Genomic DNA, 12409 nt, shown 5'->3' on the forward strand with positions numbered 1-12409 from the left:
GCCGAAATTAAACTAAGGAGCAACAATGTCTGAAAGACATCCCATCATCGCAATTACTGGCTCGTCAGGTGCTGGCACTTCAACGGTCACACGCACGTTTTCAAACATATTCCGTCGTGAGGGTGTGAACGCGGCCATCATTGAAGGTGACAGCTTTCATCGCTATGACCGAAAGGAAATGAAACTTCGTGGTGCTGATGCAGAGAAGAATGGCAACAAACATTTCAGTCATTTCAGCGACGAAAATAATTTGTTTGGTGAAATTGAAAATTTATTCAAGACTTATAGCCAAACAGGTCAGGGTAAATCAAGAAAATATTTGCACAACGCAGAAGAAGCTGCGCCCTACAAACAAGAGCCAGGTACCTTTACCCCATGGGAAGATTTGCCGCAGCAAACCGATATGCTGTTTTACGAGGGCTTGCATGGTGCAGTTGTAACGCCAGAGCACAATATTGCCCAATACCCTGATTTGCGGGTGGGTGTGGTGCCTGTTATCAACTTGGAATGGATTCAAAAGCTGTGGCGTGACAAGCACCAGCGTGGCTATAGCACTGAAGCCGTGACCGATACCATTTTGCGCCGCATGCCAGACTATGTGAACTACATCGTTCCACAGTTTGCTCACACGCATGTCAATTTTCAAAGGGTGCCATTGGTCGACACGTCTAATCCCTTCATCTCGCGAGATATTCCATCGGCTGACGAAAGTGTTGTGGTGATCCGATTTGCAAATCCAAAGGGAATTGATTTTCAATATTTGCTCAACATGATCAATGATTCTTGGATGAGCCGAGCCAACACCATCGTGGTGCCTGGTGGAAAAATGGAAATTGCGATGCAGCTAATTTTCACGCCCTTTGTGTGGCGCATGATGGAGCGACGTAAACGCGCGCTGGGTTTGGCATAAAAGGAGCAGGCACATGAATACAAATACACACTCCGAGCCAAGCCTGACACAGCAAATGGCCAATGCCATCCGCATGCTGGCGGTGGATGCTGTTGAGGCTGCTAAATCTGGCCACCCCGGTGCGCCCATGGGCATGGCTGACATCGCAGAGGTGCTTTGGAGCAGACACCTCAAACACAATCCCAACAATCCTCAGTGGGCAGATCGTGACCGTTTTGTTTTGTCAAACGGACACGGATCCATGTTGATCTATGCCTTGTTGCATTTGACAGGCTATGCATTGCCAATGGATGAGTTGAAAAAATTTCGGCAACTTCACAGCTTGACGCCAGGTCATCCGGAAGTCGACATAACGCCTGGCGTTGAAACCACGACAGGCCCCTTGGGACAAGGCATTACCAATGCGGTTGGCATGGCCTTGGCCGAATACATGTTGGCCAAAGAATTCAATCGAACTGTTGCTGACAAAAACTTGAACATTGTCGATCATATGACCTATGTTTTTTTAGGCGATGGTTGTTTGATGGAGGGGATCAGTCACGAGGCTTGTTCGTTGGCAGGTACGCTTAAGTTGTCAAAACTCGTGGCCATTTACGACGACAACGGAATCTCGATTGATGGTCATGTCGATGGCTGGTTTACAGATGACACCCCTCAACGTTTTGAAGCTTACGGTTGGCATGTTATTCCCAAAGTGAATGGGCATGATGCAGCGGCGGTGAACGCTGCCATTGAGGCTGCAAAGGCCCAATCTCATCGCATGGACGGACGTCCAACTTTGATTTGCTGTCAAACAGTCATTGGGCAAGGTTCTCCCAACAAGGCGGGTACCCATGACGTACATGGCGCAGCATTGGGCAGTGCAGAAGTGTTGGCCACACGCCAAGCTTTGAATTGGCCCCATGCGCCTTTTGAGTTACCGCAAGAGCTGGTTAATGCTTGGGACGCAAAAGCCAGAGGCAGGGCAGCTGAAAGTCAATGGCAACAAACCATGGACACTTACAAAGAGTATTTTCCTAAAGAAGCAGCAGAGTTTGAGCGCCGCATGGCAGGTCGTTTGAGTGAGAACTATCAGCAGGGCGTTGAAGCTGCATTCGATGCGATTGTTGCCAAGTCAGATTCTTTTGCAACGCGAAAAGCAAGTCAAAATGCCTTAGATGTTTTGGCACCTCTGCTGCCAGAATTTTTTGGCGGTAGCGCCGACCTCACGGGTTCCAATTTAACCAATTTCAAAACCTGCGTGAGAGTTGAAAAAGGCGCCTGGGGTAACCATTTGTCCTATGGCGTGCGAGAGTTTGGCATGGCTGCCATCATGAATGGCATGGCACTGCACGGGGGCTACATCCCTTATGGCGGTACCTTCCTGACTTTTTCAGATTATTCACGCAATGCCATTCGAATGGCCGCATTGATGAAAAAGCGAGTCATTCACGTGTTTACGCACGACTCCATCGGATTGGGCGAGGACGGACCTACCCACCAAAGCGTGGAGCACATTCCCAGCTTGCGAATCATTCCAGGTTTGGATGTGTGGCGCCCCGCAGATGGTTTGGAAACAGCCGTGGCTTGGGCCTGTGCCATCGAACGTCAAAATGGTCCAAGCGTGCTGGCCTTGTCTCGTCAAAATCTGCCACAAATGCTCAAGCAATCGGCTGATGCAGAAAAAGTTCGACACGGCGGATACATTCTTTCGGACATGTCAAACGCGCAAGCCATCATCGTGGCCACAGGCTCTGAAATCGGCTTGGCAATGCATGCACAAGCAGAATTGGCGACGCAGGGAGTGGCAACACGCGTGGTGTCCATGCCATGTACCAATGTCTTCGATCGACAGACTGAAGCCTATCAAGACATGGTGTTACCTCTGAATTTGCCAACAGTTGCCGTTGAGGCGGCGCATCCAGATTTTTGGCGTAAATACGTGGGCCGTACTGGCATGGTGATTGGCATGTCAAGCTTTGGTGAATCTGCACCAGCACCCGCTTTGTACGAGTACTTTGGGATCACGAAGGAAAGAATTTGCGAAGCAGTCCGAACTTTGGTTCACAGGCATCAATTTAAAACTGCTGAGACTTTGCCATCGCACATCATTCCTTCTACCAATTAACGCCTGAAGCATATGTTTGAAGCCTATTTTTTTGATTTAGATGGCACCTTGGTTGAAACAGCACCCGAAATTGCAGATGCTGTGAACGATACCTTGCGTTACTTTGATTGGCCCGTCGTGACGCAGCAACAAGTCAACGACTGGATTGGCCATGGTACAAAAGAATTGTTGATCATGGCACTGGCCAGTGTGACGCAATCGTCAGTAGAGGCGGTTCGTGTGAGCGATGATTTAAAACAAGCACTTCCGATTTTTGATCGTTACTACCAAGAACGTTGTGGAACACGCAGTCATTTGTACCCCCATGTCAAAGAAGTGTTGACGCGTTTGCGTCAACAGGGTAGCAAACTTGCAGTTGTGACCAATAAGGAAGGTCGATACACGGACATCGTTTTGCGTGTTCATGAATTGACAGACCTGTTTGACATTGTCATCAGTGGTGACAGTTTTCCTGTGAAGAAACCCAACCCAACCAGCGTACAAAACTGCTTGGCACGTTGGAATGTGTTACCTCAACAAGCCTTGTTTGTGGGGGACTCTTCAATTGATGCGCAAACTGCGCGCAATGCAAATGTACCGGTATGGCTCCTACCTTATGGCTACAACATGGGCCAAACCGTTCAGTCGTGTCAACCTGATCGCGTCATTGCCAATTTTTCAGAGTTGTTATCTTCCCCCGAACCTTGATCTCCAGAAAGAATTTTCATGACTACCAAAATAGGCATCAATGGATTTGGCCGTATCGGCAGGATGGTGTTTCGTGCAGCCATCCAAAACTTTAAAGACATCGAAATTGTGGCGATCAATGACCTGCTTGAGCCCGATTATTTGGCGTACATGTTGAAGTACGACAGTGTTCACGGTCGTTTTGAAGGAGACGTTCGTGTTGAGGGCAAGGACTTGTGGGTCAACGGCAAGCGGATTCGATTGACTCAAGAGCGTCAACCTTCCCAATTAAAGTGGGATCAGGTTGGCGCAACTGTGGTCATTGAGGCCACTGGCTTGTTTTTAGACAAAGAAACAGCCAGCCAGCATTTAGCAGCCGGAGCCCAAAAAGTATTGCTGTCTGCCCCGTCTAAAGACGATACGCCTATGTTCGTCTACGGCGTGAACCATGCGAGTTATGCGGGTGAATCCATCATCAGCAACGCCAGTTGCACAACCAATTGTTTGGCACCCATCGTCAAAGTATTGAATGACAAGTGGGGAATCAAACGTGGCTTGATGACCACGGTTCATGCAGCCACAGCAACGCAAAAAACAGTTGATGGACCTAGCAACAAAGACTGGCGTGGGGGTCGAGGCATTCTTGAAAACATCATCCCATCGAGCACGGGAGCAGCGAAGGCTGTGGGCGTTGTCATTCCGTCTATCAAAGGAAAACTGACGGGGATGTCATTCCGTGTACCAACGTCAGATGTTTCAGTGGTGGATTTGACCGCTGAATTGCAGCAATCTGCAAGTTATTCAGAAATTTGCGCAGAAATGAAGGCGCAAAGTGAGGGGGCCCTTCAAGGCGTATTGGGTTACACCACCGACAAAGTGGTTTCGACAGACTTCAGAGGCGAGGTTTGTACCAGCGTATTTGACGCAGACGCTGGGATTGCATTGGACAGTACGTTTGTCAAAGTGGTCGCTTGGTATGACAACGAATGGGGCTACTCCAATAAGTGCCTTGAAATGGTCAGAATTTTGGGAGCAACACCATGAAGGTATTGCGTTTCGAGGAAGTCGTCCAAAGTGGATTTGCTCAAAATCGCCGAGTCTTTGTTCGCGCAGACATGAATGTGCCCCAGAATGCAGATGGGTCCATCACCGAAGACACTCGAATTAGAGCCAGTGTGCCTTGCTTGCAAATGGCTTTAGAGGCCGGTGCAGCGGTCATGGTGACCAGTCATTTAGGGCGTCCTACAGAAGGTGACTACACGCCAAAAGATTCATTGGCACCTGTTGCGAAGCGTTTGGGGGAGTTGTTGGGCCGCGAGGTTTCTTTGGTGCAAGACTGGATTGATGGTGTTGATGTCATGCCAGGACAAATCGTCATGCTTGAAAATTGCCGACTGAATGTGGGCGAAAAGAAAAATGACGAAACACTGGCTCGAAAAATGGCCAAACTCTGTGACATTTACGTGAATGACGCATTTGGTACTGCCCACCGTGCAGAAGGAACTACCTACGGTATTGCGCAGTTTGCGCCGATTGCCTGCGCTGGACCGTTGTTGTCTGCAGAAATAGATGCCATTGAGAAAGCCTTGACAGCCCCTAAGCGGCCGTTGATTGCAATCGTTGCGGGCAGTAAAGTCTCAACAAAATTAAGTATTTTGGAGAGTTTGGCGCGCAATGTTGATCAATTGATTGTGGGGGGAGGGATTGCCAATACTTTCATGTTGGCAGCAGGGCACAACATTGGCAAAAGTCTGGCTGAGCACAATTTGGTGAAAGACGCTAAGTCAGTGATGGATGCCATGAAAGCTCGCGGTGCTGAAGTTCCCATCCCTACAGATGTCGTGACTGCGAAAACCTTTGCAGCTGACGCTGTAGCAACTGTGAAGCATGCAAGTGAAGTTGCTGAAGACGATTTGATTTTGGACATTGGCCCCGAAACTGCTCAGAAATTGGCAAGCCAATTGAAACAAGCAGGGACCATCGTATGGAATGGTCCTGTGGGTGTCTTTGAGTTTTCAGCATTTGAACAAGGTACTAAAACCATTGCAAAAGCGGTGGCTGAATCCAGTGCATTCAGCATTGCGGGCGGTGGTGACACTTTAGCGGCTATTGCCAAATATGGCATTGAAAAAAACGTCGGCTACATTTCCACAGGCGGCGGTGCTTTTCTTGAAATTCTTGAAGGCAAAACATTACCCGCTCTTTCGATTTTGTCGCAACGTGCAGCAACTTAATTCTCTTTAAAAGATTCATTTAATACACACTAAAGGATATTTATCATGGCTCTGGTTTCTTTGCGTCAAGTTCTTGATCATGCTGCAGAATTTGGCTACGGCGTTCCTGCTTTCAACGTCAACAACTTGGAGCAGGTTCAAGCCATCATGGAGGCAGCGCAAGCAACTCAGAGCCCTGTGATCTTGCAAGCCTCTGCTGGTGCTCGCAAATACGCGGGTGAAGCCTATTTGCGCCATTTGGTACTAGCGGCCATTGAGACCCACCCAGATTTGCCAGTGGTGCTGCATCAAGATCACGGAGCGTCTCCGGCTCAATGTCAACAGTCCATACGTTCTGGCTTTTCAAGTGTGATGATGGATGGCTCTTTAATGGAAGATGCCAAAACACCTGCCAGTTACGAGTACAACCTCGCTGTAACGCGTCGCGTTTGTGAAATGGCGCATCCCGTGGGCGTTTCTGTAGAAGGCGAACTGGGTTGCCTGGGTTCTTTGGAAACGGGTGAAGCAGGCGAAGAGGACGGCGTCGGTGCTGAAGGTAAACTAAGTCATGATCAAATGCTCACCGATCCAGAGCAAGCCAAAGATTTTGTAGCTCAAACGGGCGTTGATGCGTTGGCCATCGCCATTGGAACAAGCCATGGTGCTTACAAATTCACACGTCCGCCAACAGGCGAGATCTTGGCCATTGACCGCATTGCGGCCATTCACAAAGCCATTCCCAATACACATTTGGTGATGCATGGCAGTTCAAGTGTGCCCCAAGAGTGGCTCGAAATTATTCGCCAGTATGGTGGTGACATCAAGGAGACTTATGGCGTGCCAGTAGAAGAAATTGTCAAAGGCATTCGCCACGGCGTTCGCAAAGTGAACATTGATACCGACATTCGCCTGGCCATGACGGGTGCCATGCGACAATTGTTTGCCAAGCAGCCCTCTGAATTCGATCCGCGAAAAGCATTGATTGCTGCCAAAAAAGCAGCTGCAGACATTTGCAAGGCTCGATTTGAGGCTTTTGGCTGCGCAGGTCATGCGCTCAAGATCAAGCCCATTCAACTTGAAATGATGGCGTCTACTTACTGAAAAAGTGTCATTTTCAATCGGCCCCATTTCTTTTCCATTCTTGCCATTTTGGGTCTTACTTAGCTTTTTTTTGACAAGCTGGGTTTTTGCCCGAAGAGTGGCCACGGATGACAAGACATTTGCGCAGGCGCTTTCAACGTCGACCTTTTGGGTTGGCTTGATCGCTTCTCGCTTGGCGTATGTGCTGTTGCATGCCGATGCCTATTTGAGCAATCCGTGGGCATTGATTGACATTCGCGATGGTGGTTGGCATGCCACTGTGGGCTGTGCTGCCATCGTGGTTTGGTTGGTATGGCAACTTAGAGATCGCGTTGCTGTTCGGTGGCTTGCATTTCAATCTGCAGCATTGGGTTTCACGCTTTGCTGGGCAGGCTTCTGGTGGTCTGATCAACAGCAGATACCTCAACTGCCCAATGTCCAGGTGATGGCGCTTGAGCACGGCAAGGTCAGTCAACTGGAAGGACTACTGGATGGTCGGCCACTGGTGGTGAACTTGTGGGCCTCCTGGTGCGGTCCATGTCGCCAAGAAATGCCGATACTTTCAAGGGCTCAAAAGTCTGACACGCAAGTCAGGTTTGTTTTTGTCAATCAGGGCGAAACTCAAACGCATGTCAAAGAATTTTTGAAGCAACAAAACTGGCAGTTAGAGGATGTTTGGCTAGATCCTTCTTCATCTTTAGGGCCAGCTGTTGGCAGCCAAAGCCTGCCAACCACTTTGTTTTATGACGCAAAGGGTGCATTGATCAAAATACACATCGGCGTACTAACCGCTTCAAGTTTGCAAATTCAACTCTCTCTTCTAAATTAGAAATATTTTTGAGAATTGGGGATGCACCTAAGCCTTTTTCATTGATCTGCTTAGGAGTATCACTGGCAGCAGGCCCACCATGACCAAGGCCAAGCTGGGCAGTGCGGCTTCACCCAAGCGTTCATCTCTTGCTAGCTGATAGGCCACTACAGCCAGCGTGTCTGTATTGAAAGGCCTCAGCACCAAAGTCACAGGCAGCTCTTTCATGACATCGACAAACACAAGCAATGCCGCTGCCGCTACAGACTTTTGAAGCAAAGGCGCATGCACTTTTTGCAGCATACTGAAGCCAGAAACGCCCAGCATTCGTGATGTGTCGTCTAAGCTCACTGGTATGCGCGCGTAGCCGCTTTGCACAGACTGAAGTGCCACTGCACAAAACCGAACCAGATAAGCCCAAATGAGTCCCAAACTGGTAGCAGTTAACCAATAACCCACTTTAGATTCTGGCCAGTGCTGTTGAAGCCATGTGATGGGCAAGAGTAAACCCACCACAATGACTGCGCCTGGAACGGCATAGCCTAAGCCGACCAATTGGGTGGTCATTCGATTGAATACATTTGGTTTTTGCCTAAGGCTAAAAGACAGAAGCAGGGCAACACCCACAGCCAACAAAGCGGTGAGGGCGCCCAATTGCAAGCTGTTAAAGGCCCAGCCCATAAAGCGATCCCAAGGAATGCTGACATCTGACGCCAACAAAGGTTTGACCATAAAACCAATGGGCAAAATAAAACCAAACAAGATGGGCAAGCTGCAAGCAACACTGACAGCCCATCCTTTAGAGCCTATAAGTTTGACGGGTTGGGCTTCGCTAGAAGAGACGCCGCTTGGTTTAGCCAGTGCAAATCGCATGCGCGACTGTGCTTTTTTTTCAATTTGTAGCAGCATCAAAACCACGACCAACAAAAGGCTGGCCAGTTGTGCCGCTGCCACTCGGTTGTCCAGGATTAACCAAGATTTATAGATGCCCGCGGTGAAAGTTTGAATGCCAAAATAACTAGAGACGCCATAGTCAGCCAAGGTTTCCATCAAGGCAAGCGCCACGCCGGCCGCAATGGCTGGCCTCGCTAGAGGCAATGCCACTTTGAGAATACGGCGGTGCAGGGGAGCACCTAGCAGTCGTGCGGCCTCCATCAAATGCGATGCGCGTTCACTAAGGGCAGTTCGTGCCAACAGGTAGACGTAGGGATAAAGCGCCAATGTGAAGACCACCATGGCGCCGCCTAAACTTCTAATCTCTGGAAACACGCGACCTTCTAATCCCCAATTTGTTCGAATGAAGTTTTGAAAGGGGCCGCTGAATTGGAAGAAGTCTGTGTAGGCGTAGGCCACCACATAAGCAGGAATGGCCATGGGCAACAACAAGGCCCATTCGAAAAAGCTTTGACCTGGAAATTTGAACAAGGTCACGGTTGCAGCCATGCTGGTACCCAACACACTGACGCCCAAGGCAACCCCCAGGCACAACCACAAACTGGTGCTGGTGTAGTCTGGCAAAACTGTTTGAAACATCTCAAGCAGAACCTGCGCAGAGCCAGAATTCCACTCGGCCCATGAGGCAATGAGGGCCAAGACCGGCAGGCTGACGACCAAGGCCAGCAAGCTGATCAAGACTGAGCGGATTCGTAAAAATTGCATAAGAGCAGGGATGTTTTTTGGGGCAGCTGGGCTAACTACAGAAAAAATAGCCACACAGCATTGTAAGGAGCAAGCAGCGGCACTGGCTGTTTTGAACGTCTTCTGTCCTTACAATCTGTGTCTATGTTTCTGAAAGTGTCTCAAGTCGATGTTCGCTATGCTGGCCAAAGCAGGTCGGCAGTTGAAGGCGTTTCGCTGCAGCTCGAAGCTGGCCAAATTGGCGTGCTGATTGGGCCCTCAGGTTGTGGCAAGACCAGCTTGTTGCGAGCCATTGCAGGTCTAGAAGACTTGAATGCTGGCCAAATTGAACTCTCCGATCGAGTGGTCAGCAGGCACGGCTTTACGGAAGCGCCCGAAAAACGCCGCATGGGCATGGTTTTCCAAGATTACGCTTTGTTCCCGCACCTCACCGTGGCCGAGAACATCGCATTTGGCATTCAAGGCCTTCCAAAATCTGATCAGACAAAGCGCATTCAAGAAGTCCTTGGCTTGGTGGGTTTGGAGGAGGTCAAGCTGCGTTACCCCCATGAACTTTCTGGTGGTCAACAGCAGCGCGTCGCATTAGCTCGCGCTTTGGCACCCAAACCTGATCTCTTGTTATTGGACGAGCCGTTTTCAAACTTGGATGTCGATTTGCGTGAGCGACTTGCCGTCGAAATCAGATCAATTTTGAAGGCAGCCAATGCCACAGCGCTTTTTGTCACGCACGATCAAATGGAAGCCTTTGCCATTGGTGATGTGATTGGCGTTATTCAAGAAGGGCATTTGGCACAGTGGGCCGATGCGTACCACCTCTATCACCGACCTGCCTCCCGATTTGTGGCGGAATTTATTGGACACGGTGTTTTTATTCCAGGCGTACGTCAGTCTGCAAATGGTCGATTAGAAGTTCAGACGGTATTAGGATTGCTGTCAGACGAGCACGAAGTCAATGAAGTGGACCTTGTTCATGATGCCCGTTGTGATGTATTGCTTCGTGCTGATGACATTGTTCATGATGACCATGCAGCGGTTAAAGCCGAAATCATTCGCAAAGCATTTCGGGGCTCCGAATTTTTGTATACCTTGCGCCTGCAATCTGGCGATATCGTCTTAGCCCACGTTCCTAGTCACCACGACCACCATTTGGGGGAGTGGATTGGCATCAGAGCCGAAGTGGACCATGTGGTGACATTCAATCAAAAGTCGAATTGACGGTTTCAAATGCCAATTCCCCCTTTTTTGAGTCTGGTTGCAAATGAGAATCATTCTTATTTGATGTAGAATTTAGGCATTCAATCTCTAAAAGAGTGCCGCATGCGTCAGATATCTCTCAAAAACACTGGTTTTCAGGTGCCCCAAGTTCTAGGCGCGCTTTTGCTTTGCACATTGCCTCAAGTTCTGTTTGCCCAAACGCCCGCACCATCGATCAACATTTACTCAGCCAGGCACTACCCCACAGATGAGGCCCTGTACAGCGATTTCACCAAAATCACGGGCATCAAAATAAACCGAGTCGATGCAGACGATGCTGGCATTTTGACCCGGCTGAAAGCCGAAGGTGCCGCATCGCCAGCAGACGTGATTTTGTTGGTGGATGCCTCTCGCTTATGGCGTGCCGAGGTCGATGGCTTGTTTTTGCCCATCAAATCCAAATTGCTGGAAGAGGCTATTCCAGAAAATCTGAGAGCAAAACGTTCGGACAATGGCGGCACTGCTTGGTTTGGACTGTCTACTCGCGCCCGCGTCATTGTTTATGACAAAGTCAAAGTTAAAAAGACAGACGTAGATACTTACGAAAAACTAGCCGACCCTCAGTTAAAAGGGAAGTTGTGCATTCGCTCTGGGTCTCATCCTTACAACCTGAGTTTGTTTGGCGCCATGATGGACCACATGGGACCACAACAAACCGAGGCTTGGTTAAAAGGCCTAGTGGCCAACATGGCCCGCAATCCTGCGGGGGGTGATACCGACCAAATCAAAGGTGTTGCTTCTGGGGAGTGCGCAGTTGCGGTCACCAACACTTATTATTTGGCGCGTTTGATGCGATCTAGCAATCCGGCAGACAAAGCCTTGGTGGACAAAGTGGGCGTGGTATTCCCCAACCAATCCAGTTGGGGTACGCACTTGAACATTGCGGGAGGGGCTGTAGCCAAGAATTCAAAAAACACGGTTAACGCCGTGAAGTTCTTGGAGTATTTGGCCAGTACATCCGCACAAAATCATTTTGCCAACGGCAACAATGAATGGCCAGTGGCCAAAGGTGTTTCATTTGACAACCCCGCCCTCAAAGCCATGTCGGGTGGGAGCTTTAAAAGTGAAGTGCTGCCTATCAGTGCGGTGGGTATGAATCAAATCAAAGTGCAGCAGATGTTGGACCGGGTGGGATTTAAGTAATCTTGAATTGATTAATCGATGAGGGTGTCTGCTTGTTGACTGGCACGTCTACCATTTTTTGGTTATTTCATCCTAGTTGATTTCTTGCTTCCATTTGTTTTCTAACTTTTTCTAGGTAAGCCTCAAAGTCAAAGTCTGGGCCTTGTTCATAAGCAAGGGCTTGCCAATGTCTTTGGGATTCAAGCAACTTTTTCTCTTTGTGCTTGATGGGGCAAAAATACGACTCAGTGGCTTTGATGATTTCACTGACATAGGAAACCACACCGACACCGTAGGCGCAATAGGTGCAGTGAAACTTTGAAATCCAATCTAAGTATTTCAGTTCTTGACGATCAAAAATAATAAAGTCATGCCGTGAAAATTTCTGAATGCCATAAATCGGAAAGCATGTCCATTGATAAAACGACACACAGATGTCGAGCAGCACAATAGGCAAAATCATGCTGTAGATGATGGGGCCCGTGATGAGGTTGATGGGCCTTGATCGCTTTATCAGCGCTATCAGGCCAAGTTGGTGATTTGTTTTCATGAAATTGCCTCGCAAATATCGTCGCGTTTTAAATTCGAAAACGTAGGTTCAATGTAGGCTT

Annotated in this window: 11 protein-coding genes; 9 read left to right on the forward strand and 2 right to left on the reverse strand. The window is 49.0% G+C overall.

Going from position 1 to position 12409, the window contains the following annotated elements; all coding sequences use genetic code 11:
- Window positions 1-25: 25 nt before the first annotated feature.
- Genes AMM03_RS03180 through AMM03_RS03210 form a run of 7 tightly spaced genes read left to right on the forward strand, consistent with a single transcriptional unit; the run spans window position 26 to window position 7805 of the window.
- Window positions 26-910 (forward strand): phosphoribulokinase, encoded by an 885-nt coding sequence (locus AMM03_RS03180; protein WP_090128985.1) that lies wholly within the window; start codon window positions 26-28, stop codon window positions 908-910.
- A 13-nt stretch (window positions 911-923) separates the two neighbouring features.
- Window positions 924-3017, forward strand: a complete 2094-nt coding sequence (tkt, locus tag AMM03_RS03185) for a transketolase (RefSeq protein WP_194942737.1) — start codon at window positions 924-926, stop codon at window positions 3015-3017.
- A gap of 12 nt (window positions 3018-3029) precedes the next feature.
- Window positions 3030-3704, forward strand: coding sequence for an HAD-IA family hydrolase (locus AMM03_RS03190; protein WP_090128986.1), 675 nt, complete (start codon window positions 3030-3032; stop codon window positions 3702-3704).
- 18 nt (window positions 3705-3722) lie between these two features.
- A complete protein-coding gene (gene gap / locus AMM03_RS03195) occupies window positions 3723-4727 on the forward strand; it encodes a type I glyceraldehyde-3-phosphate dehydrogenase (RefSeq protein WP_090128987.1) in 1005 nt (334 codons plus the stop codon).
- Window positions 4724-5917, forward strand: coding sequence for a phosphoglycerate kinase (locus AMM03_RS03200; protein WP_090128988.1), 1194 nt, complete (start codon window positions 4724-4726; stop codon window positions 5915-5917). Before gap ends, AMM03_RS03200 begins: the two co-directional genes overlap by 4 nt.
- 45 nt (window positions 5918-5962) lie before the next feature.
- Window positions 5963-6997 (forward strand): class II fructose-bisphosphate aldolase, encoded by a 1035-nt coding sequence (gene fba, locus AMM03_RS03205; RefSeq protein ID WP_090128989.1) that lies wholly within the window; start codon window positions 5963-5965, stop codon window positions 6995-6997.
- Between the two features lie 4 nt (window positions 6998-7001).
- Window positions 7002-7805 (forward strand): TlpA disulfide reductase family protein, encoded by an 804-nt coding sequence (locus AMM03_RS03210; RefSeq protein WP_090128990.1) that lies wholly within the window; start codon window positions 7002-7004, stop codon window positions 7803-7805.
- 27 nt (window positions 7806-7832) lie between these two features.
- Here AMM03_RS03210 and AMM03_RS03215 read toward each other — a convergent pair whose 3' ends face one another.
- The gene (locus AMM03_RS03215; RefSeq protein ID WP_090128991.1) at window positions 7833-9443 is read right to left on the reverse strand and encodes an ABC transporter permease; all 1611 of its coding nucleotides are present in this window, start codon (window positions 9441-9443) and stop codon (window positions 7833-7835) included.
- Between the two features lie 123 nt (window positions 9444-9566).
- Between AMM03_RS03215 and AMM03_RS03220 the strand changes: the two genes are divergently transcribed.
- Window positions 9567-10637, forward strand: coding sequence for an ABC transporter ATP-binding protein (locus AMM03_RS03220; protein WP_090128992.1), 1071 nt, complete (start codon window positions 9567-9569; stop codon window positions 10635-10637).
- A gap of 102 nt (window positions 10638-10739) precedes the next feature.
- The gene (locus AMM03_RS03225) at window positions 10740-11819 is read left to right on the forward strand and encodes an extracellular solute-binding protein (RefSeq protein WP_090128993.1); all 1080 of its coding nucleotides are present in this window, start codon (window positions 10740-10742) and stop codon (window positions 11817-11819) included.
- 67 nt (window positions 11820-11886) lie between these two features.
- Here AMM03_RS03225 and AMM03_RS14105 read toward each other — a convergent pair whose 3' ends face one another.
- Complete coding sequence (locus tag AMM03_RS14105) at window positions 11887-12348, reverse strand: hypothetical protein (RefSeq protein ID WP_194942738.1); 462 nt, start codon at window positions 12346-12348, stop codon at window positions 11887-11889.
- Window positions 12349-12409 lie beyond the last annotated feature (61 nt).

Source organism: Limnohabitans sp. Rim11 (assembly GCF_001269365.1).
In the GTDB taxonomy this organism is placed as follows: domain Bacteria; phylum Pseudomonadota; class Gammaproteobacteria; order Burkholderiales; family Burkholderiaceae_C; genus Limnohabitans_A.

Coding starts and splice junctions, on each gene's coding strand:
- AMM03_RS03180 (WP_090128985.1), top strand. CDS start 26: ATGTCTGAAAGACATCCCATCATCGCAATTACTGGCTCGTCAGGTGCT.
- tkt (WP_194942737.1), top strand. CDS start 924: ATGAATACAAATACACACTCCGAGCCAAGCCTGACACAGCAAATGGCC.
- AMM03_RS03190 (WP_090128986.1), top strand. CDS start 3,030: ATGTTTGAAGCCTATTTTTTTGATTTAGATGGCACCTTGGTTGAAACA.
- gap (WP_090128987.1), top strand. CDS start 3,723: ATGACTACCAAAATAGGCATCAATGGATTTGGCCGTATCGGCAGGATG.
- AMM03_RS03200 (WP_090128988.1), top strand. CDS start 4,724: ATGAAGGTATTGCGTTTCGAGGAAGTCGTCCAAAGTGGATTTGCTCAA.
- fba (WP_090128989.1), top strand. CDS start 5,963: ATGGCTCTGGTTTCTTTGCGTCAAGTTCTTGATCATGCTGCAGAATTT.
- AMM03_RS03215 (WP_090128991.1), bottom strand. CDS start 9,443: ATGCAATTTTTACGAATCCGCTCAGTCTTGATCAGCTTGCTGGCCTTG.
- AMM03_RS03220 (WP_090128992.1), top strand. CDS start 9,567: ATGTTTCTGAAAGTGTCTCAAGTCGATGTTCGCTATGCTGGCCAAAGC.
- AMM03_RS03225 (WP_090128993.1), top strand. CDS start 10,740: ATGCGTCAGATATCTCTCAAAAACACTGGTTTTCAGGTGCCCCAAGTT.
- AMM03_RS14105 (WP_194942738.1), bottom strand. CDS start 12,348: ATGAAAACAAATCACCAACTTGGCCTGATAGCGCTGATAAAGCGATCA.